The organism is uncultured Sphingomonas sp. (genome assembly GCF_964237155.1).
Lineage (GTDB): Bacteria > Pseudomonadota > Alphaproteobacteria > Sphingomonadales > Sphingomonadaceae > Sphingomonas.
Genome location: NZ_CAXSHH010000027.1, coordinates 1 through 21899, shown reverse-complemented (window position 1 = coordinate 21899; position 21899 = coordinate 1). Strand labels below are relative to the sequence as shown.

Sequence of the window (21899 nt, the reverse complement as noted above, 5' to 3'; positions counted from 1 at the left end):
GGCCGATGATGATCCTGCGTGACGCGGGCTGCGGCTCGAGCGGCGTTGTCCCCTCAACACGCCGCCACATAGGCGTCGATCCGCGCCAATTGGGCCGACACCTCCGCCTCGGGCAGAAACGATCCCGTGAAACTGTTGCGCGCCAACGTCGCCAGCTGCGCCCGATCCAGCCCGCGGGCACGCGCGACGGCGCGGTAATTGTCGCCCACATAACCGCCGAAATAGGCCGGATCGTCCGAGTTGACGGTCGCCCGCAATCCCAGTGCGAGCATCCGATCGATCGGATGCGACTGGATCGAATCGATCACGCAAAGCCGCAGGTTCGACAGCGGGCATACGGTCAACGTCATCCCGTCCCGCACCAGCCGGTCGACCAGCGCCGGGTCTTCCAGCGAGCGGTTGCCATGGTCCAGCCGGTCGACATGGAGCACGTCCAACGCCTGCCAGACATAGTCGGGCGGCCCTTCCTCCCCCGCATGCGCCACGCGGCGAAGACCGTGCGCGGCGGCTGCGGCGAAGACGCGCGCGAACTTTTCTGGCGGATGCCCGACCTCCGACGAGTCGAGCCCGACCGCGGTGATCCGCGTGAGCCACGGCTCCGCGGTCCGCAGCGTATCGAACGCGTCGTCCTCGCTCAGGTGGCGCAGGAAGCACAGGATCAGCCGCGCGGTGATGCCGTGGCGCTGCCAGGCTTCATCGATCGCGGACAACAGCCCCTCGATCACCGTCGCGAACGCCACTCCGCGCGCGGTATGCGTCTGCGGATCGAACATGATCTCGGCGTGGACGACGCCGTCCGCAGCGACGCGATCGAAATAGGCCGCGGCGAGATCATGGAAATCGGCGCGCGTCCGCAACACATCGGCACCAGCATAGTAGATATCGAGGAAGTCCTGGAGGTTTCCGAACGCGTAGGCCGCGCGCACCGCCTCGACGCTATCGTAGGGGATCGTCACGCCGTTGCGCCGCGCCAGCGCGAACATCAGCTCGGGCTCCAAGCTGCCCTCGATGTGCAGATGCAGTTCCGCCTTGGGCAGGCCCGCGATGAAAGCGTCAGCGTCGATCATATTGTCCCTCCGGGTCGGACGATGCAGGACCATCGCGGTTCCAGGCGCACTCGCCCATGATGTAGGTGCGCGCGATCACGCGGTCGTCGCCCAGGATCTGCAACGCGAACAATCGCTCCGCCAGCGTCGCGCCGCGCGTGCGGCGCGCCAGCAGCGGCGTAGCGCTATCATCCAGCACCGCGAAATCCGCCTCCTGCCCCGGTAGCAGCCCGCCGACGCGGTCGGTGATCCTGAGCAACGCCGCGCCGCCCGCGGTGGCCAGGTACAAGGCCCGGAACGGGTCGAGCGCACGACCCCGCGCCAGCGCCGCCTGATAGGCCAGCCCGGCGACATAGAGCAGCGAGAAACTCGGCCCCGCCCCGATATCGCTGCCCAGTCCGACGCGGATCCCGTGCGCATCCGCCTGCGCCAAGTCGAACGTGCCCGACCCCAGGAAGAGGTTGGACGCCGGACATGTCGCGATGCCCGCGTCGCTCTTCGCCAGCCGCGCGCACGCGCGATCGGGCAGGTGGACGCCATGCGCGAACACCGACCGCGCGCCGACCAGCCCGAAGCGGTCGTATACGTCGAGATAATCGTGCGCGTCCGGGAAGCGCTCGGCGACCGCGACGCATTCGCGCGCGTTCTCCGCCAGGTGGGTGTGAAGCAGGGTATCGGGATGCGCCACCAGCAAATCGCCCGCCACGCTAAGCTGCGCGTCGGACGAGGTGAGCGCGAAACGCGGCGTCACGGCGTAGGACAGTCGCCCGCGCCCACGCCACCGCGCGATCAGCGCCTCGCTATCGCTTCGTGCCTCCTCCGGGGTATCGACCAGCCCGTCCGGCCCGAGGTCCATTAATACCTTTCCCGACGCGATCCGCATCCCTTGGTGCATCGCCGCGTCGAACAGCGCGTCGACCGACTGTGCGTGGACGGTGGCGAAGACCAACGCACTGGTCGTGCCGTTACGTAACAGCTCGACCAGGAACGCCGCCGCCACCGCATCGGCATGCGCGCGGTCGGCAAAGGCGCGCTCGGCGGGAAAGATGTGGCGCGTCAGCCAATCGAGCAGCTGTTCGCCATGCGAGGCGACGTGGTCCATCTGAGGGTAATGGACGTGGGCGTCGACGAACCCCGGCACGATCAGCCCGCGCACTCGCTCCACCGCGACCCCGCCCCATCGTTCGCGCAATGCGTCGTGGTCGCCGCGCGCGACGACGATCCCGTCCTCGACCACCAACAGTCCGTCGACCTCGTGGCGGACCGCATCGGGGTGCGTGCGCGGGTCGCGCGCGACGGAAAGGATCTCGGCGCGGAACGCGCGGAGCGTCATGCCGGACCGAGCTGCAGAAGCTGGGCCAGCAACGCGACCGCGATGACATCGGGCTCGTCGCCGTCGACGCCGGCGATGCCGATCGGCGAGACAAGCTGCGCGCGCGCCGCGGCGTCGACCCCATCCTTCTCGAGCCGCGACTGGAAACGCATGCGCTTTGTCGCCGAACCGATCAGCCCGACATAGGCGCATCGACCGCGCTCCAGCGCAGCGCGCGTCAAGACGTAATCTAGCGCGTGATCGTGCGTCAGGACGACGATCGCGGTGTCCTCGGGCGCTTCCGCGATGCATTCGGCGATCATATCATCAGGCACGACCGTGACACCCTCGATAGCCTCGAACGCGGCGCGCGTGTCGAACCATGCGAGGCGGAACGGCAGATAAGTCGCATGGCGGGCGATTGCCTTGCCGACATGGCCCGCCCCGAACAACCAAAGAGGCCGACGGTACCGCCCGATGACCTCCGCGAAAATGGCGCCCGCGCGCGGGCGGTCGCCCCGCGCGGACACCACCGCCGCCGACACATCGTCACCAATCGCGCGATCGATGCCGCCATCGGTCAGCGTCGTCAGCAGAACGCGCGTGTCGGCTACCCCCGCCAGCCAACCGAGCCGCCCGGGATCGATATGCTCGATCAGCAATCGCACCCGCCCGCCGCAGCATTGCCCAAGCAACGGCCCGAGCGGATAGTCCTGCACCCGCCAGCTTCCGGGAGGGTGGTCAAGCAGTTGGCGCGCCTGTTCGACCGCGCGATGCTCCAGTTGGCCGCCGCCGATCGTGCCATGCATCGCCGCGGCCGTCACCAGCATCCGCGTCCCTGCGCCGCGCGGTGCGGACCCCTCGGTCGCCAGCACGCCGATCAGCGCCGCGGCCTCTTCACGCGGCAGCGCGCGCAGATGATCGAGCCAGTCGATCATGCGCCGCGATGCGCCGAGATCGCCCGCAGGATCGCCTCCGGCGTAGCCGGCGCGTCGAGCGGCGGCAGCGCGCGCGTATCGGGCGCCGTCGCCGCCACCGCGAAAGCCAGCGCGGAGAAGACCGCATTTGCGAGCATCAGTGGCGGCTCGCCCACGGCCTTCGACCGGTGGATCGTCGGCTCGCTGTTCTCGCCGTCCCACAGCGCGATCCCGAAACGGCGCGGACGATCGGCGGCGGTCGGGATCTTGTAGGTCGCAGGCGAGTGCGTGAGCAGACGGCCCTCGCCGTCGAACATCAGTTCCTCGGTGGTCAGCCAGCCCTGTCCCTGGAGGAACCCCCCCTCGATCTGCCCGATATCGATCGCGGGATTCAACGAGCGGCCTACGTCGTGAAGGATGTCGACCGCCAGCACGCGATGCTCGCCGGTCAACGTGTCGACCACGACTTCCGCCACCGACGCACCATAGGCGAAGTAATAGAACGGCCGCCCGGTATGGCTGGCGCGGTCGTACGCGATCGCGGGGGTCGCATGATAGCCGGTGGCAGACAGCGAGATGCGCCCGATGTGCGCGCGGCGGCACAGGTCGCCGAACGCCAGCCGCTCGGCGCCAGCGGAAACCATGCCATCCGCGAAGCGCACGTCCCTTTCCGCGCAGCCGGTGGTTCGCGCCAGGAAAGAGGCCAGCCGGTCGCGGATGGTCGTTGCAGCATTGTACGCCGCCATTCCGTTCAGGTCCGCGCCCGACGAGGCAGCGGTGGCCGATGTGTTGGGTACCTTGTCGGTGCGGGTCGCCGTGATCCGCACGCTGGGCAGCCCCACCGTGAAGACATCCGCGACAATCTTCGCCACTTTGACGTACAGCCCCTGGCCCATCTCAGTGCCGCCGTGGTTGATCTGGATACTGCCGTCGGCATAGACGTGGATCAAGGCGCCGGCCTGATTCAGATGCGTGGTGGTGAAGCTGATCCCGAACTTCACCGGGGTGAGCGCGATGCCCTTCTTCAGTACCGTGTTGCGGGCGTTGAACGCCGCGATCGCAGTGCGCCGGGCGTCGTAATCCGATGACCGGCGCAGCGCGCTGATCAATTGCGGCGCGATATTGTCCGCCACCTGCATGCCGTAGGGGGTGACGTCGCGACCCGGCCGATAAAGGTTGATTTCGCGCACCTCCAATGGATCGCGTATGAGGGTCGCCGCCACGGCGTCCATCACGCGCTCGATCGCCAGCATTCCCTGCGGCCCGCCGAAGCCGCGAAAGGCGGTGTTCGATACGGTATGGGTCTTCAGTCGTTCGGACACGATCTCGACCGCCGGCAGCCAGTAGCAATTGTCGGCGTGGAACATGGCGCGGTCGTTGATCGCTGGCGATAGATCGACCGTCGCGCCGCATCGCGAGGCGAGCATCAGCCGCAGCGCGAGCACATGACCCTCGTCGTCGAAGCCGACTTCGTAGTCGACACGGAAATCGTGGCGTTTGCCTGTCATCACCATGTCGTCGTCGCGGTCGCATCGGAATTTGGCGGGGCGTCCGGTGCGATCAGCGACCAGCGCGGCCGCAGCGGCGAAAGCGGCCGCCTGCGTCTCCTTTCCACCGAACGCGCCGCCCATACGCCGCACCTCCACGGTCACGTCGGCGGAGGATCGGTCGAGCATCGCGGCGACCAGATGCTGCACCTCGCTGGGATGCTGGGTGGAGGACAGCAGGTGGATCGTCCCGTCCTCGCCGGGAATGGCCAGCGCGATCTGCCCTTCCAAATAGAAATGGTCCTGCCCGCCCATGTCGAACCCGCCCGACAGGCGGCGCGGCGCGCGACCCAGCGCCCCCTTCGCGTCGCCGCGCGCCATGCGCTGCGTCGGCTCGATCAGCGAGGCGGCGGCGCGCGCGTCGGCGATCGTGAGATACGCGGGGAGGTGTTCATATTCCACCCGTCCCAACCGGGCGGCGACACGCGCGGCACGCCGGCTGGTGGCGGCAACCAGAAAAAGCGACTGACCGACGCTCGTCACTTCCCCGTCCGCCAGCAGCCGATCGTCGTGCGCCACCGGGCTGACGTCGTTCGCCGCGGGAATGTCGGCGGCGGTCAACACCTCGACGACGCCGGGCGACCCGCGCACCGCCGACAGGTCCATCGCCACGATCCGCGCATGCGCCGCCTCGCTCTGTCCGAAGGCGAGGTGGAGCAGTCCCGGGGCTTCCGCCTCGTCGTCAACATAGCGTGCCGCACCGCCGACGTGGAGGTGCGCGCTGTCGTGAGGGTAGGAGAACAGCGCGCACGTCGGCACGCGCGGATCACGATCAGCCATCCACCGTCTCCAGCACGGATACCGCCTCGCCTTGCGAGCGATGCCACAGTCGGCGCAGCAGGTTAGCGGCGACCGTCAGACGATAGGCGGCGCTGCCGCGCACGTCGCTGAGCGGCGTGAAATCGTCGCGCAAGGTGCGAGCCGCCTGGTCGATCGTGGTGAGCGCGAACGGCTGCCCGTCAAGCGTCGCCTCGCACGCATGCGCGCGGCGCGGAGTGGCGGCCATGCCGCCGAACGCCACGCGCGGGGCGGCAATTCGCCCATCCTCCACGCGCAACCGGACCGCGCCGCACACCGCGGAGATGTCGCCGTCGAACCTTCGTGACAATTTCGAGATGTGGATGACGTCGTCGACAGTCGGTCGCGGTACGTGGAGCCGCTCCACGAACTCGCCCGCGCGGCGGTCCTGCCGTCCGTAGCCAAGAAAATATTCTTCCAGCGGCATCGTCCGCGCGCCCGCCGGGCCCCGCAGCGTCAGCGTCGCGTCGAGCGCGATCAGCGCCGGCGACATGTCGCCGATCGGTGATCCGTTGGCGATGTTGCCACCGATCGTGCCCGCGTTGCGCACCTGCAACCCGCCAATCCGCCGTACCAGTTCGCCCAGATCGGGATGCAGCCGCGCCAGCGCCGCATGCGCCTCCGCATAGCGCACCGCCGCGCCGAGCGTGAGACTGGCGGGCGTCTCCTCGATCTGCCGAAGCTCCACCATATCGCCGACGAAGATCAACGTCTCGATTTCGCGAAGCTCCTTCGTCACCCACAATCCAACGTCGGTCGCGCCGGCCACGATGCGCGCATTGGGGTGCGCCACGAGAAGGTCGACCAGCGTGGCGACATCGGCAGGTGCGAACCAGCGGCGTCCGCCGTGTACACCCGACGCGTCATCGGCAGCGATCGCTCGCAACGCGGCGACGGTGGGCCGATCGTCGCGTCGAAATGTGCCCACCGCATCCGCCGCCGCGAGGATCGGTCCATATCCGGTGCAGCGGCACAGATTTCCCGCGATCACATCCTCTACCGGCAACGCGCTTCCGGCCGCCCCGATGCAGCGTGCGTACAGCGACATCACGAACCCCGGCGTGCAGAAGCCGCATTGCGAGCTGCCGTTGCCCGCCATGTACGCCTGCAAGGCGGTCAGGGTGCCGCCGCGCGACAGGCTTTCCACGGTCAGCAGCGCCTTTCCGCGCAACATCGGCAGCAGCAGGATACATGCGTTCACCGCGCGCCAAGCGATGCCGTCGCCGTCCAGTTCGCCGACCAGCACGGTGCATGATCCGCAATCGCCCTCCGCGCACCCCTCCTTGGTGCCGGTGCGGCGCAGGCGCTCGCGCAGGTGATCGAGCAGCGTGCCGTTGGGATCGGCGTCGGCGACGGTGACGGTGACGATCTCATCGTCCAGGACGAAGCGCATCGTCATCTCAGCTACCCCGATAGGTGGAATAGCCGAACGGCGAGACGAGCAGGGGCACATGGTAATGCGCCCGCGCGCGCCCGGCGGGCACGACGACGCCGAAGTCGATCGTCACCACATCGAGAAACGGCGGATCGGGCAGAGCGACTCCGGCGGCGGCGAAATAACCGGCTACCCCGAATGCCAGCCGATACCGTCCCGCCGCTACCGCGGGCAGGTCGGGGCAACGGCCATCGGCGTCGGTACGCCCGGCGAACAGCGCCGTTCCCGCCACGTCCGACAGCGTCACCTTAACGCCCGCCGCGGGGTGGCCATGTGCGGTGTCGAGGACGTGGGTCGACAGGCTGATCACTCGGCGGCCTCACGCAGCACGGGCGCGGGCCATTCGCCGATGAATTCAGGCTCGTCATACTTTGCCAGCTCCGTCACCAACTCGTCGCGATCGTCCAAGAACAACTGGTCGGTCACGCCCTTCACCAGCCGCGGCAGCGCGGCGCGCAGCCCCGACAGCGCCGCCGCAGACAATCCGAGGCTGACCAGGGCGGCATAATTGAAGGCGAACAGGCCATGAAGGGCCACCGCATCGCCGGGCGCTCGCGGCGTGAACTCGAAACCAGCTCCCAGGTAGGGATGCGTGTCGATGATCGCGTTCGCGTCCCCTGCGGGCGGTGCGTATCGATCGGACCAACGTGCGATCCCGTCCGCCACCAGCCGCAGTTCGGGACGGAGCGCCGAGTCGCTGACCAGCCCGGTCGACAGGACGAGGAAATCGAAAGCCATGTCTCCCTGCGGCGTCGTCACCTGCACGCCCTCGCCGTGGCGCGCGACCGACAGCCACGGCGCGCCAAGGTGCAGCGCGAAGCCCGGCCGAGCCGAAGCGCGGTCGAAAGTGTCGTTCGTCGGCGGCTGGCTATGCCCAAGGAACGCGCGCATCACCGCGTATTTGGTCGCATCGTCCAGCGCGGGATAGCGCCCGGTGAAGCCGGTGCGCTCCATCAGCCGGATGGGGTTGATCCGCGGCAACTCTGCGCGCCGCATGAAGACGTGCGCCTCCGCCACTCCCATCGAGAGTGCGGCATTGGCATTATCGAACGCCGACGCCCCGCCGCCCAGGATCGCGATCCGGCGGCCCGCAAGCGCGGGATAGTCGATCGCGGCGCTGGTATGCGCGTAGAGCGTGTCGGGCAGCGCGCCACGGATCATGGCGGGTACATGCCACTCGCCGCCACCCTGGATGCCCGTCGCCAGCACCACCTTGCGCGCCAGCAACGCTGGATGCCCATCCAGATGCACGCGGTGAACACCGTCGCCGAGCGGCTCGATCAGGGTGACGCGCCGGTCATTCAGCACCGGCAGCTTCAGCACGCGGCGATACCAGCGCAGGTATGCCATCCAGTCGCCGCGCGCGATGCGGTCCAGCGCATCCCAACCGGCCGCCCCTCGCTGCTCCTCCCAGAATGCGCGAAAACTGAGCGCGGGGATGCCGAAATCGATCGGGTTCAGGTCCTTTGGCGTACGTAGCGTCAGCATCCGGGCATAGGTGTCCCACGGCCCCTCGAACCCGGCAGGAGCTTGGTCCAGGACGACAATATTTGACACGCGTTCACGCAACAGGCCGAACGCCGCCGCCAGCCCGCTCTGCCCTCCGCCGACGATCAGGACGTCGTGGACATGGCCGTCGGGGTGCACCCGTGCGCGCGTCCAGTTCCCGCCGCCGTGCCCGATCAGTGCCAATTGGCGTGCCAGCTCGGCCTCCAAGGCGGGCAGACGGATGAGAAGGGTCATGGTAGCTCCGTCAGCCTGAGGCATATGATCTCGCCGATCTCGGCGATCGCGGTCGCGGTCTCGGCGGCAGCCGTGCTGCCAAGCCGTGTCTCCATCGCCGCCAGAATCCCTGCCTTGTCGGTCCGCCGCACGCACATGACGAACGGCATGCCGAACCGCGCGCGATATGCAGCGTTCATATCGTGAAAGCGTGCGAACTCGTCAGGCGTCAGGCAATCGAGCCCCGCAGACGCCTGCTCTCGCGTCGACGCGCGCGTCAGCCCGCGGTCCATCGTCGCCTTCCCGGCCAGTTCCGGATGCGCGCGGATCAGCGCGACGCGCTGCGCCTCGCTCGCGTCGCGCAGCGGAGCCATCAACCCTGCGTGCAGGTCGGCGAAGGGACGCAGCTGCTCGGCTTGCTCCACCACCCACGGCGAATGTTCGAACAACAGGCCGAACCGCGCGACGAACGCCGCCCGATCGAGCGCATTGACCTCCGCAAGCGTCAATGCGCATCCCCTTCTAGGCTGACGTGCGCGGACACGACCTTCCAGCCGTCCGGGAAGCGGACCCAGCTCTGCGTCTGGCGCCCGCGCCGGGGTGAGCCTTCGCGGAAGAACTCGGCGTCCGCCGTCGCGAAGTCACCGCCGTAAGTAGTGATGGCGATGCGACCGAGCCTGCGCCGGGGCGATCCGCCCCGGCCCTTGCGGAACTTACGGATCGCCTCGATCCCATATGATACCTCGCCCACGCCGTAGCGGTTGGTCGTCGGCGCGTCGTGGAACAGCCTGTCCATCGCAGGCGTGTCGTCGTCCATTAGCGCATGCTCATAGGCGTGGAAGGCGGCGGTGACCTCGGCCAGCGCTCGCACGTCGTCGATCGTCATCCGGGAAACCTTTCCAGCCAGTGGCGCGCGATATCGATGCGCCGCGTGATCCAGGCGTCGCCGCTCGCCATCACGTGATCGACGAACCGCCCGACGGCGAGCGCGCGAGCGGGGCGACCGGCGATGCGGCCGTGCAGGCCTACCGACATCATCCGGCCTCCCTCGGCGCGCAATTGATCGAAAGCGTCGCGCAGGTAACGGAAGAACTGCTCCCCGTCCGTGAAGCCGTTGAGCGCGACCATCTTCATGTCGTTGGCGTCGAGCGAATAGGGCACGATCAACTGACCGGCGGCCGAACGATAGGGCAGATCGTCGGCATAGCTGTCGGCGTCGTAGACGAACCCGCCCTCTTCGGCGATTAGTCGCGCCGTGTTGGGCGACGTGCGACCCTGATACCAGCCGAGCGGTCGTTCGCCGGTGAGCCGTTTATGCACCTCGATGGCCTTGGCGATATGCTCGCGCTCGACCTCCGCCGACACGCGCTGGTAGTCGATCCAACGCCAGCCGTGGCTCGCGATCTCCCAGCCGGCGGCGAGCATCGCATCCACCGCTGCCTGGTTCTGCTCCATCGCGGACGCCACCCCGAATACCGTGACGGGCAGGTCGCGTTCGCCGAACAGGCGGTGCAGTCGCCAGAAGCCGGCGCGGCTACCATATTCGTAGAGGCTTTCCATCGCCATCGCGCGCGCGGGGTGGCTCGCGGCACCGATCATCTCGGACAGGAAGGCTTCCGATCCGCCATCGCCATGGAGGACGCTGCTCTCGGAACCCTCCTCGTAGTTGATGACAAACTGCACGGCGACGCGCGCGTTGCCCGGCCACGCGGGGTCGGGCGGCACGGCGCCATAGCCGGCCAGGTCGCGCGTCAGGTCTTCGCGCGTCACGGGGCCGTGTCCCACGCCGCCAGCGCGGCATCGACGCCGGCGCCGGGTGGGCAGGCGAAGCCCTCGGCCCGGAGCACCGTCTCCAACGCGCTCATCGTGATCGCGACCTTGTGCTTCATCGCGTTGTAGCCCATCGCGCCGATACGCCAGATCCGTCCGGCGAGCGGACCGAACGCGGTGCCGATCTCGATCTCGAAATCCTCGCGCATCCAGCGGCGCACCGCCTCGCCATCGATCCCTCCCGGAATATTCATGCCGGTGACGTTGGTCATCCGGTGCCGGTCGTCGCCGAACACGGCGAGCCCCATCGCTCGCGCGCCGGCGACGACGGCGGCGCCGGCGCGAGCGTGCCGCGCGAAGCGGGCGTCAAGCCCCTCTGCCAGCGCTACCCTGGCGCATTCACGAGCACCATAGAGCATGGTCGTCGCCTCCGTATGGTGGTTGAGGCGCTTCTCGCTCCAATAATCCATCACCATCGCCAGATCGAAATAGTTGGAGGCGATGCGGGGGCCGGTGCCGTCGACGATGTCGGCGCGGCGGATCCCACCCTCGACATGGCGGCGTGCGAGGATGCGTTCGGCGGCGCGGTCCGAAACCGTGATCGGCGCCGAGCCGGACGGCCCGCTCAGGCACTTCTGCAGCCCACCGGTCACCACGTCGATGCTCCAGCGATCCGCCGCGATCGCAATACCTCCGATCGTCGCGGTCGCGTCGACATAGCTGAAGGCGCCCGCAGCCCGAACGATCGCCCCCAGCCCGTCGAGCGGCTGCGCCATCGTCGTCGAGGTATCGCCGTGCACGGTGGCGACGACCTTGGGCGCGTATCGTTCGATGGCGGCGGCGATCGCATCGAGCGGCACCACCTCACCCCATGCCGCCTCGACGCTGACGACTCTCGCGCCGATCCGCTGCAGGATTTCCTTCAACAGCAGGCCGAAACGACCGAAATCGATGACAAGGACCGTGTCGCCAGGCTCGACCAGCGAGATCAGCGAGGCCTCGATACCGGCGCGCGCGGTCCCATTGACCAGGAAGGTCCAACGGTTCTCCGTGCCGAACAGCGGGCGGTAGAGCGCCATGACCTGCTCCATGTAGCCGGTCATCTCGGGGTCGAACTGGCCGAGCAAGTCCGCCGACATGGCACGCAGCACGCGCGGGTGCGCGTTGACCGGCCCGGGGCCCATCAGCAGCCGCTGCGGCGGATCGATCTCGCCGAAGAGCAAGACGTCGAGTTCAGACATGCACGGCCTCGAGGCGATCGATGAAGCCGAGCATGACCGCGAGCGCCGCCTCGACGTCGACGACCTCGACATGCTCGGCCGGATTGTGGCTCAAACCACCCCGGCAGCGCACGAACAGCATGGCGGTGGGGCATAGTGCCGCCATCGCCATCGCATCGTGCCCCGCCCCGCTTGCCAGGCGGCGCGGCGGGTGGCCGGCAGCGATCAGCGCCTCGGTCAGAATGCGGGTCAAACGGGGATCGCACGGACTGGCGGGCAGGTCATGGATCGGGAGCGTCCGGATCGTCACCAAGCGGCGGGCAGCGATGGCATCGGCTTCGTCCAGGATCGCCTGCGCCGCGAGATCGCGCAATGCCGGGTCGAGCGCGCGTATGTCGAGCGACAGCGTCACCCGACCGGGGATCACGTTGGCCGCACCCGGCTCCACCTCGAGCGTGCCGACGGTGGCGACGAGTTCGTCCGGCCGGTCGCGCCCGACGCGCTCGACCTCCAGCACGATCTCGGCGGCGGCGGCCAGCGCGTCGCGCCGCAGCGGCATCGCGGTGGTGCCCGCGTGCCCGGCGCGACCCTCCAGCACCAGCCGCAGCCGAAGCTGCGCGGCGATTCCGGTCACGACGCCGAGCGCCAGCCCCTCGGTCTCCAGTGCCGGCCCCTGTTCGATATGCGCCTCCAAATAGGCCAGCGCGGGCGCGTGACGAGCGTCGGCCAGCCGCTCGGGTGCGGTGCCGAAGCTGGCGAGCGCCAGGGCGAGCGGCGTGCCTTGCGCATCGGCCATGTCGGGCATCTCGGCCAGCGTCCCTGCCGCGGCGCGGCTGGTCAGCATCGCTGCGGGAAAGCGCGATCCTTCCTCGTCACCGAACGCGATTACCTCGATCGGGAACGGCATTCGCCTGGTCGCGGCGTGGAGCGTGGCGACGCATTCGACCCCCAACATCACGCCGAGCGGGCCGTCGTAGCGACCGCCGTCCCGGACGCTGTCGATGTGACTGCCGATCAAAAGGGCGGGTCCCGGGTTCAGACCCTCGTAGCGGCCGATGAGGTTGGTGGCGGCGTCGCGGCGTGTGGTCATGCCCGCCTCCTCCATCCAGCCCGTCACCACCTCCTGCGCCGCGCGATAGGCAGGCGACAACCAGCCACGATACAGGCCGTCTTTCATGTCGGTGTAGGGCGAGACGCCGAGCATGTCGCAGCGCGCCACCGCGCGCGCGCCGCCGGGCGCAGGCATGCTCACCACGACGCCACCCCGCCGTCGCTGCGCGGATCGGTCGCGCCCTCCAGCCGGCCATCGGGGTGACGCACGATCGCACCGGCATGGCCCATGATCGCGGTAAGCGGCCCGACCCGCTCCACGCCATGACCTGCCGCAACGAGTGCGGCGTATAGATCCGGCGAAAAGCCGTCCTCCATTTTCAGCGTCGTGCTCTCCTCACCCCAGGTGCGTCCCAACAACCAGCGCGGGCGAGCGATCGCGTCCGCCAGGTCGACGCCGCGCGCGTACCGCGTGAACAATGCTGCTTGCGTCTGCGGCTGGCCCTCGCCCCCCATCGTGCCGTAGGCCATCACGCGCCCATCCGCGAAGCACGCCAGCGCCGGATTGAGCGTATGGAACGGCTGTCTCCCTGGCCTCAACGCATTCCAACCGCTCTCCGCCAAGCGGAAGCTGCTGCCGCGGTTCTGCCAGGTGATGCCGGTGCCGGGCAGCACCAGCCCCGATCCGAATTCGAAATAGGTCGACTGGATACAGGACACCACTCGCCCGTGCGTGTCCGCCGCGCCGAACCAGCAGGTGTCGCCCCACTGCGGCGGGTAAGGCCAGGGAAGCGCCTGCGACGGGGCGATCCGCGCCGCCATCGCGTCCAGCGCCTCGGCGTCGCCCAACAGCGCCTGCGCGTCGACGTCCATATCGCCCGGATCGCCGCAATGCCGGTCGCGCCACATGAACGCCTGCTTGGTCGCCTCGATCAGCCCGTGGACATGCGCGGGACCGTCGACGTCGACGTCGCCGACGCTCAGCCGGTCGAACAGCGCCAGGATCAGCAGCGAGGCGATACCCTGCGTCGGCGGCGCGCTGTTGTAGAGCGTGGCGCCGGCGATCGGCACGTGGAGCGGCACGGGGCGCGTCGCCCAGTGACTCGCGAGATCGGCGCGCGACACCGGACTACCCAGAACGGCCAGATCCGCGGCGACCCTCTCGGCGAGCGTGCCGCGATAGAAGCCGTCCAATCCGTCCTCGGCCAGCGCGCGCAGGGTCGCGGCGAGTGCCGGCTGCCGCAGCCGGTCCCCTTCGGCGAGCGATCGTCCCCCGGGCTCGAACGTCGCGGCATATCCGCCGGGCTGCCTGCGAAGATCGTCGCCCTTCGCCGCCGCGACCGCCGCCCCGCCTCGCGTGACGGCCACGCCGTCCTCGGCGTGTCGAATGGCATCGCGCAACAGCCGGGCGAGCGGCAGCGTGCCGCCCTCCAGCGCCGCATCCCATGCCGAAATCGTGCCTGCGACCGTGTTCGCCGCGAGCGGACCCCGGGTCGGCACTGCCTCGTACCCCGCATAGAGCGACAGGTCGGCCGCCGCTGCCGCACCGCCGCAGCCGTGGATCGCGTGGATACGACCATCGGGCTCGGACAGGAGCCAGAAGCCGTCGCCGCCGATCCCCGTCATATGCGGATAGACGACCGCCAAGGTCGCGGCGACGGTAACGCACGCTTCCGCCGCGCTGCCCCCATCGCGCAGGACGGCGCAACCGGCCTCCGCCGCAAGCGCATGCGGCGCCGTGACGATGCCGTGGGTTCCTGTGACGGTCGGCATTGTCGCTCAGGCGGCCCCCATCCAGGCGAAGCGCACCACGAACAGGCCTGCGAGGATGAAGAGGAACCAGTCGGCCCTGGTCGCGGTGCCGCGCATCAGCTTCAGGATCGCGTGTGCGGTGATCCCGAAGGCGAGACCGTTGGCAATCGAAAAGGTGAGCGGGATCAGGGCGACCGTTAGGAAGGCGGGGATGGCCGACAGCGGGTCCTCCCACGGCACCTCCGTCAACGGCAACAGCATCAGCCCACCCACGACGATGAGCGCAGGCGCCGTCGCCGCCAGCGGCACGAGCTGCGCATAGGGCGCGACGAACATCGTGAGCAGGAACAGGATGCCGGTCACCACCGCCGTCAGTCCCGTCCGCCCGCCCGCCTGCACTCCCGCCGCACTCTCCACGTAACTGGTCACCGTGCTGGTGCCCGCCACCGACCCGACGATCGTCGACACGGCATCGGTGATCAGGATGCGGTTGAGCCCGGGGATGCGCCCGGCCGCGTCCATCAGCCCGGCGCGCTTGGTCACCGCGACCAGGGTGCCGATATTGTCGAACAGGTCGACGAACAGGAACACGAACAGGACCTCGAGCAGCCCCAACCCATGCGAGCCGCCGAGCCCGAACACGCCGGGAATATCGAGCTTGAACGCGGTACCGATCAACGCCGCCAGGCTATAAGGCTCCGAGGCCACCGTCACCTGCCCGAACATCCAGGCGACGAGCGTCGTGGCGACGATCCCGATCAGCATGGCGCCGCGCACGTTCCAGACGCTCAGCACCCCGATCAGCAGCAGCCCGAACAACGCCAAGGCCGCACTCGGTTCGCTCAGCGTCCCCAACGAGACGAAGGTCGCCGGATTGGCGACGACGATCCCGGCGTTCTTCAACCCGATGAAGCCGATGAACAGCCCGATCCCGCCCGCTACCGCGGCGAAGAGGTGGGTTGGGATCACCGCCACGATCAGCTGTCGTATCCCCGTCAGCGTCAGCAGGAGGAAGGCGATGCCCGAGATCAGCACGCAGCCCAGCGCGATCGGCCAGGGTATCCCCATCTGCTGGACCACCGTGAAGCTGAAATAGGCGTTGAGCCCCATCCCGGGCGCGAGCGCGAGCGGCACGTTCGCGACCAGCCCCATCAGGATCGACGCGAATGCGGCGGCGAAACAGGTCGCGGCGGCCACGGCGGCGACGGGCATCCCCGCCTGTCCCAGGATCGCCGGGTTGACGAGGACGATATAGGCCATCGTCAGGAACGTCGTCGCGCCCGCCAGCACCTCGGTCCGCGCGGACGTGCCGCGAGCCGAAAGCGCGAAATATCGCTCCAGTGCGCCGGCCGGAGCCGCCCCGATCATCCTGTCTGTCGCCATGTCCGTTACCGTGTCAGTCATGCCGCTTCCCCCACCCTCGCCCGCATCGGCGCAGTCGCGCCGATCACCCCATCCGCCTCCAGCCGCGCGGCATAGCGCATCAGCGTCGCCTCCTCGCCCGGTCGCCCGATCAGTTGCAGCCCGAGCGGCAGCCGGTCCGGTCGGCGCAGCGGGACGCTGAGCGACGGCAGCGCGGCCAAGCTGATCGGCTGAGTGTGGATGCCCAGATGCGCTCGCGCGACGACTAGTACCCCGTCGATGGCGATACGCGGATCGTCGATCGGGGGGGCGATGCACGGCGTCGCGGGCGCGAGCAGCACATCGACATCGCACATCAGCGCCGCGATCCGTTTCCGGAACGCCGCGCGGAACGCCTGCGCCTCTTTATACAGTGCGCGCGGCAGCAGGGCGCCTGCGATCAGCCGGTCGCGCACCTGCGGGTCGAAGGCCATCGCCGAGCGCGCCAGCGCCGCACGGTGCAGCGACCCGCCCTCGTATGCGGTGATGAGGAATGCCGCCGAGCGCGCGCGCTCGATGTCGGGCAGCTCCAGCATCGGCGCTCCCGACGCGAGACCGTCGATGACGGTGAGCTGGTCCGGGTCCGCATTCTCACGGAAACGTCCTCCTAGGAGCGCGAGCCGGATCGGCGCGTCGTCGTCGACCGGCATCTCCGCGTCCGCCAACACCGCCCAAACGGCCGCCATATCCGCAGCCGAGCCGGCGAACGGCCCGGGGTCGTCGAAGCTCTCCGCGAAGGGGAACATGCCTGCCATCGGCAACGCGCCGTGCGTCGGCTTCAGCCCGTGGATGCCCGTAAGGCTCGCCGGCACGCGTATCGAGCCGTTGGTGTCAGAGCCGAGCGAGAAGGACAGCAGACCCGCCGCGACCACGGCGGCCGATCCGCCCGACGAACCGCCCGCGAGCCGTGCCGGATCGTGCGGGTTGCGCGTGGTGCCGTGATGCGCGTTGATCGTCGCAAAACCATAGGCGAACTCGTCCATGTTGAGCGTCGCCACCAACACCGCCCCCGCCGCCTGGCACCGCTGGATCGCCTCCGCATCGGCGTGCGCGGGTAGTGCGTCGGCATAGACCGCCGATCCTGCGGTGGTCGGCAGGCCCACGACGTCAAACAGGTCTTTGACACCATATGGTACACCGGCAAGCGGCCCGGGATCACCGCCCGCGGCCACGACGGCGTCGACACGCGCCGCTTCCCCGCGCGCGCGCGCCGCCAGCACCCGCGTGACGGCATGCAGGCTGTCAGCCGACACATCGGCGATCGCCTGCTCGATAAGCGCCGCCGCGCTGACCCGGCCTGCGCGCACCATGGCGGCGATGGCGAGCGCCCCCTTCATCGCGTCTCGCCACGAAGCGTCTCGGCATGCCGATCGAGCAGCGCGAGATTCGCGACCACGCCCGCCATGCACGGCTCGGGGATCGCCAGCCCAACGCGGGTCCCCACGGCCGTCGCATCCTCGGCGGTGAGCGGCATCGCCGCGGCTTCGCCAGCGGCCCGGTAGCGAGCGGCCAGCACGGCGCACACGAATAGCTGGAGCTGGTGGAAGATCATCAACGGGAGGACGATCATACCCACCTGCGTCGGCGCGAACAGGGCACCCGCCATCGGTACGCCGGAAATCAGGCTCTTTTTGGAGCCGCAGAACAGCAGCACGATCGCATCCTCGCGCGCCAAGCCGGCCGCGCGCGCGGCAAGCCCGTTCGCGGCCACGACCACCGCCAGCATCAGTGCGCAGAGCAGCAGCAATCCAACTAGGTCGCTCCATCCGACCCGCAACCAGATACCGTTGATGACTGCAGCGCCGAACGCGGAATAGACGACGAGCAGGATCGACCCGCGATCAATTGGCTGGACCAGAACCTTGTAGCGGTCGATCAGACCGCCGATCCACGGCCGCAGCAGGTGGCCGGCGACGAACGGCAGCAGCAGCTGTAGCGCGATCGTCTCGACCGAGCCGAGCGACACCCCCTCCCCCGGCCTGCCGCTCCCGATCAGGATCGTCGCCATGAACGGCGTGACGACGATGCCGACCAGATTGGAGAGCGAGGCGCTGCATACCGCCGCCGCGACGTTGCCGCGCGCCATAGCGGTGAACGCCACCGACGACTGCACCGTGGAGGGCAGCAACGCCAGGAACAGCAGTCCAGTGCTCAACGACGGATCGATCAGTCCGCCTCCGACCGCGGCGATGGCCATCCCGACGACGGGGAACAGCCCGAAGGTCGCGGCCAGCACCAGCAGGTGGAGTCGCCAGTGCCGCATTCCTTGCGCAATGGCGGTACGCGACAATCTGGCGCCATGCAGGAAGAACAGCAGCGCGATGGCTATATCCGCCATATGCCCCACCGCACTGCCCCACCCGCCCCGCGCAGGCAACAGCGAGGCCAGCGCGACCGTCCCGATCAGCCACAGCAGGAACGGTTCGATGGAGGACAGCGGCAGGCGCCGCATCACATCGCGTCCGCCCAATGCGCTCCGATCGAGCCACCGCAACGGTCGCGATGGAGCGTCCCGAACATGTGCGTATCGGCCCGCATCGGCATTCAGGACCGCAGGCCAGTCGGAACCGCCCGGGCGCATGGCGGCGCTGCCAACATTCTGACCAGGACCTTCCAAGAAGACGAGCCTGTCGGCTCGGTCATGTTCCCCTCGTTCGGCAAACGCCGGCCGCGGACCGTTGGCCCGATCGGATTGAACTTTCGCACGGCGAGATGGACCGACAGGGCGAGCAAGTGCGGCGGGAACGGCACCGACAGTACGTTGAACATTCGACCGTGCACCTCCGCCGCAACGCGCCCATGATCGAACGTGACGTGATCGGCGAGCGGACCGAACCCGATCCCGTCGACATCGACCGCAAACGGCCTCGCCAACATCATCACCGCAAGAGCTATCAATATGAGATCCACGCTCCAGCCGCCGAGCGTGCTCCGATCCCGCGCACCCGAACGTGTTACGATCGCCACGATTAAGGTGAGCATACGAGTGCGTCCACTATCGTTAATAGAACAGCGGGAGCGCAAAATTAGGTCGGCCACACCCTCCCGCGCTCGCATTTGGGCAACGCTGCGTGCCGGATTTTGTCATGGGAAGGAGTGCTCCTCGCCGTTATCCCGTCTCGTGTCGCCTGCCGGGGAGCAAAGCGCGGCGCTGATGGGGATCGCATGCGCAATCGTCGGTTTGAACGTCGGGTCGGCGCGCACGGTTTCGCCCACCTGCTTGCTGCGTTGCTTGCTCTTGCGCCTTCCGACGCGACCGCGCGCGCATCCAAGCCCTCCGCCGAAGCGCGTACCGCGGCTCATCTCGCGCGCATCGCCGACAGCCCGCCGCGGCTGCGGATCTTCCTTCAGGAGATGCCCAAGGGTGCGGACCTCCACAATCACGCCGGCGGCGCGATCTACGCCGAGGATTTCCTGCGCTGGGCGGCGGCAGCCGGTCTGTGCCTCGCGGCCGACCCGATACAGATCGTCAACCCGCCGTGCGACGCGCTTGGCCGGATCGCGGCGCGCGGGTTGGAGAGGGACTACCCGCGCTATGCCGCTGCCATCGACGGCTTCTCGACCCGCGGGTTCGAGGCCGGCGTCGGCAACCCGGCGGTGTCGGGATACGACCGCTTCTTTTCCACCTTCGACGCGTTCGGGCCCGCAGCCGAGGGTCATGAGGCCGAGATCTTCGCGCTCGCTCGCGAGCAGGCGGCCGCGGACCGCGTGTCCTATGCCGAGCTCGGCGTAGGCACCAAGGCCGCGCGTCCGCTGGTAGCCGCAATAGGAGAGGCCGACGCTAGCGACCTCGCCGGGCTCTACGCCCGTATCTCGCCGCTGCTGCCGAAAGCGGTCGCGGATACGCGCGCCGAATATGATGGCTATGACGCCGAGCTGGCGACGCTGCATGGCTGCGGGACCGCCACGCCAAAGCCCGCCTGCTACACCGAGCTGCGCTATCTTTACACGGCAATCCGAACGCTTCCGCCCGCACAGGTATTCACCCAGCTTGCACTCGGGTTCGCGCTGGTGGAAAATGATCCCCGCTTCGTCGGCGTCAACATCGCCGCGCCCGAGCACGATCCAGTGGCGGTGCGCGACTATGCTTTGCACATGCGCATGTTCGCATTTTTGAAGGCACGCTCCCCGCGCGTACCACTGTCGCTGCACGCCGGCGAGTTGACGCTGGGGCTGGTTCCGCCTCGCGATCTCACCTTCCATATCCATGATGCCGTCGCAGTCGCCGGTGCGCGCCGGATCGGCCATGGCATCGACATTTCTTACGAGATTGATGCACGTGCGCTGCTCGCCCGCATGGCGCGCGAACGGGTGGCGGTGGAAATCAACCTCACCAGCAACGCGGTGATCCTTGGGGTCAACGGCCGCAGTCACCCTCTGTCGCTCTACCGCGAGGCGGGCGTGCCCGTGGTTCTCTCTACCGATGACGAAGGTGTGTCGCGCAGTGACATGACCAACGAGTATCTTCGCGCTGTCGTCGAGCAGAAGCTGGGATATCGCGACCTGAAGCAGATTGTACGCGATGGAATGCAACATTCTTTCTTGCCTGGCGGCAGCCTATGGAGCGACCGTGCCGGCGGCATGCGGGTGGCCGAGTGCGTGGGCGCGGCGTCCATCAGCTGCATGACCTATCTGGCTAAAAATCCCAAAGCTGCTCGGCAGGCAAAGCTTGAGATAGAACTTTCAGACTTTGAAGCCACCCACAAATGATTGTCGAGTCCGCATGTAAGTCCTCATTGAGGGCAAGGCGCTTATCCCACGCTAAACAACGATAAGGCCTAAGGGCGCCGCGCGGCTGGGACCGAGCGGTCGCCCGCGAAGTATTTCAGGCGTTCGGTAAAGTCCGCCGCTGCTCGATCCAGGTCCGTCATTTTGAAAGCCGTCACCACTGCGGGTGAACCGCAAGCGAGCCGGGCTTGGTCCAGCCAAGTCGTCATATTGGGCCTGACCTGACCCCCGTTTCTTCATCCACCTGGACCTAGAGACCGGCCCCTCGATGGGACGGACAGATGAAGCGGAAGCGGTTCACGGAAGAGCAGATCATCGGCATCCTGAAGGAGGCCGAGGCGGGGGCGGTGGTGCTAGACCTCTGCCGTCGGCACGGCATGTCGAGCGCGACCTTTTGCGCGTGGAGGGCCAAGTACGGCGGCCTGGAGGTGTCGGAGGCGAAGCGGCTGCGCACGTTGGAAAACGAGAACGCCAGGTTGAAGCGGCTCCTGGCCGACGCCATGCTCGACAACGCGGGTCTGAAGGACCTGCTGGGAAAAAAGTGGTAGGCGCGGCCGCCCAGCGGGAGGCGGTCGCGTACCTTCAGACCGCGTTCCGCATGAGCGAGCGGCGTGCCCGCGCGGTCATCAGGGCCGACCGGAAGAGGATGCGCTACCGCTCGTGTAGGCCGGACGACGCGGACCTGCGGAGTCGCCTGCGCGAACTGGCCGGGGAGCGTCGGCGGTTCGGCTATCGGCGTCTTCACATCCTGCTCCGGCGCGAGGGCCGCCAGATCAACAGGAAGAAGGTCCAGCGCCTCCATCGCGAGGAGGGCCTCACCGTCCGGCGCAGGCGGGTCGCAAGCGCGCGACCGGCACACGGGCGCCCGCGCCCGTGCTGGCGCTGCCGAACCAGCGCTGGAGCCTTGACTTCGTCCACGACCAGCTCGCGACCGGCCGACGGTTCCGGGTGCTGAATGTGGTCGACGACATCACGCGGGAATGCCTGGCCGCAGTGGTCGAAGCGTCGATCTCCAGGCGGCGGGTCGTGCGCGAGCTGGCGGTGCTGATCGCCGAGCGCGGCGCTCCGACTACCATCGTCAGCGACAACGGGACCGAGCTGACGTCCAACGCCGTCCTCACCTGGTTGGGCAAGGCAGGCATGGCCTTGGACTTGCCCCGGAAAAGTGGAGAGGTATTTGCTCAGCTGGCCGCCTGTCGCT

Annotated in this window: 18 protein-coding genes and 1 pseudogene; 2 read left to right on the top strand and 17 right to left on the bottom strand. The window is 68.3% G+C overall.

The window, feature by feature from the left end; all coding sequences use genetic code 11:
• Nucleotides 1-53: 53 nt before the first annotated feature.
• From ACFE71_RS08130 to ACFE71_RS08050, 17 genes are all read right to left on the bottom strand, one after another.
• Nucleotides 54-1067: an adenosine deaminase gene (locus ACFE71_RS08130; protein WP_375428301.1), complete on the bottom strand. Its 1014-nt coding sequence runs from the start codon at nucleotides 1065-1067 to the stop codon at nucleotides 54-56.
• Nucleotides 1054-2379 (bottom strand): guanine deaminase, encoded by a 1326-nt coding sequence (guaD, locus tag ACFE71_RS08125; protein ID WP_375428300.1) that lies wholly within the window; start codon nucleotides 2377-2379, stop codon nucleotides 1054-1056. Before guaD ends, ACFE71_RS08130 begins: the two co-directional genes overlap by 14 nt.
• On the bottom strand, nucleotides 2376-3296 hold the full coding sequence (gene xdhC / locus ACFE71_RS08120) for a xanthine dehydrogenase accessory protein XdhC (RefSeq protein WP_375428299.1): 921 nt from the start codon (nucleotides 3294-3296) through the stop codon (nucleotides 2376-2378). Before xdhC ends, guaD begins: the two co-directional genes overlap by 4 nt.
• Entirely contained in the window at nucleotides 3293-5602 is a 2310-nt protein-coding gene (gene xdhB, locus ACFE71_RS08115; protein ID WP_375428298.1) for a xanthine dehydrogenase molybdopterin binding subunit, read from the bottom strand. The genes xdhC and xdhB overlap by 4 nt, the downstream gene beginning before the upstream one ends.
• Nucleotides 5595-7013 carry a xanthine dehydrogenase small subunit gene (gene xdhA, locus ACFE71_RS08110; RefSeq protein ID WP_375428297.1) on the bottom strand — a complete coding sequence of 473 codons (1419 nt, stop codon included), beginning with the start codon at nucleotides 7011-7013 and terminating at the stop codon, nucleotides 5595-5597. The genes xdhB and xdhA overlap by 8 nt, the downstream gene beginning before the upstream one ends.
• A gap of 7 nt (nucleotides 7014-7020) precedes the next feature.
• Nucleotides 7021-7365, bottom strand: coding sequence for a hydroxyisourate hydrolase (gene uraH / locus ACFE71_RS08105; RefSeq protein ID WP_375428296.1), 345 nt, complete (start codon nucleotides 7363-7365; stop codon nucleotides 7021-7023).
• Nucleotides 7362-8798 (bottom strand): FAD/NAD(P)-binding protein, encoded by a 1437-nt coding sequence (locus ACFE71_RS08100; protein WP_375428295.1) that lies wholly within the window; start codon nucleotides 8796-8798, stop codon nucleotides 7362-7364. Before ACFE71_RS08100 ends, uraH begins: the two co-directional genes overlap by 4 nt.
• Nucleotides 8795-9286 carry a 2-oxo-4-hydroxy-4-carboxy-5-ureidoimidazoline decarboxylase gene (gene uraD / locus ACFE71_RS08095; protein ID WP_375428294.1) on the bottom strand — a complete coding sequence of 164 codons (492 nt, stop codon included), beginning with the start codon at nucleotides 9284-9286 and terminating at the stop codon, nucleotides 8795-8797. The genes ACFE71_RS08100 and uraD overlap by 4 nt, the downstream gene beginning before the upstream one ends.
• Nucleotides 9283-9663, bottom strand: a complete 381-nt coding sequence (gene hpxZ, locus ACFE71_RS08090; RefSeq protein ID WP_375428293.1) for an oxalurate catabolism protein HpxZ — start codon at nucleotides 9661-9663, stop codon at nucleotides 9283-9285. Before hpxZ ends, uraD begins: the two co-directional genes overlap by 4 nt.
• Nucleotides 9660-10532, bottom strand: a complete 873-nt coding sequence (gene puuE, locus ACFE71_RS08085; RefSeq protein ID WP_375428307.1) for an allantoinase PuuE — start codon at nucleotides 10530-10532, stop codon at nucleotides 9660-9662. The genes hpxZ and puuE overlap by 4 nt, the downstream gene beginning before the upstream one ends.
• A gap of 11 nt (nucleotides 10533-10543) precedes the next feature.
• Nucleotides 10544-11788 carry a pyridoxal-phosphate-dependent aminotransferase family protein gene (locus ACFE71_RS08080; protein WP_375428292.1) on the bottom strand — a complete coding sequence of 415 codons (1245 nt, stop codon included), beginning with the start codon at nucleotides 11786-11788 and terminating at the stop codon, nucleotides 10544-10546.
• Nucleotides 11781-13013 carry an allantoate amidohydrolase gene (locus ACFE71_RS08075; RefSeq protein WP_375428291.1) on the bottom strand — a complete coding sequence of 411 codons (1233 nt, stop codon included), beginning with the start codon at nucleotides 13011-13013 and terminating at the stop codon, nucleotides 11781-11783. The genes ACFE71_RS08080 and ACFE71_RS08075 overlap by 8 nt, the downstream gene beginning before the upstream one ends.
• A 2-nt stretch (nucleotides 13014-13015) precedes the next feature.
• On the bottom strand, nucleotides 13016-14590 hold the full coding sequence (locus tag ACFE71_RS08070) for a gamma-glutamyltransferase family protein (RefSeq protein ID WP_375428290.1): 1575 nt from the start codon (nucleotides 14588-14590) through the stop codon (nucleotides 13016-13018).
• A gap of 6 nt (nucleotides 14591-14596) precedes the next feature.
• Nucleotides 14597-15937, bottom strand: a complete 1341-nt coding sequence (locus ACFE71_RS08065; protein WP_375428306.1) for an NCS2 family permease — start codon at nucleotides 15935-15937, stop codon at nucleotides 14597-14599.
• A gap of 32 nt (nucleotides 15938-15969) precedes the next feature.
• A complete protein-coding gene (locus tag ACFE71_RS08060) occupies nucleotides 15970-17307 on the bottom strand; it encodes an AtzE family amidohydrolase (protein ID WP_375428289.1) in 1338 nt (445 codons plus the stop codon).
• Nucleotides 17304-18422, bottom strand: coding sequence for a bile acid:sodium symporter family protein (locus ACFE71_RS08055; protein WP_375428288.1), 1119 nt, complete (start codon nucleotides 18420-18422; stop codon nucleotides 17304-17306). The genes ACFE71_RS08060 and ACFE71_RS08055 overlap by 4 nt, the downstream gene beginning before the upstream one ends.
• Before the next feature lie 92 nt (nucleotides 18423-18514).
• The gene (locus ACFE71_RS08050; protein WP_375428287.1) at nucleotides 18515-19009 is read right to left on the bottom strand and encodes a hypothetical protein; all 495 of its coding nucleotides are present in this window, start codon (nucleotides 19007-19009) and stop codon (nucleotides 18515-18517) included.
• A gap of 126 nt (nucleotides 19010-19135) precedes the next feature.
• On the opposite strand from ACFE71_RS08050, the gene ACFE71_RS08045 reads away from it, so the two are divergent.
• Both ACFE71_RS08045 and ACFE71_RS08040 read left to right on the top strand, forming a co-directional pair.
• Nucleotides 19136-20680, top strand: coding sequence for an adenosine deaminase (locus ACFE71_RS08045; RefSeq protein ID WP_375428286.1), 1545 nt, complete (start codon nucleotides 19136-19138; stop codon nucleotides 20678-20680).
• A gap of 299 nt (nucleotides 20681-20979) precedes the next feature.
• A pseudogene (locus tag ACFE71_RS08040) lies at nucleotides 20980-21899 on the top strand (IS3 family transposase); the annotation flags it as partial.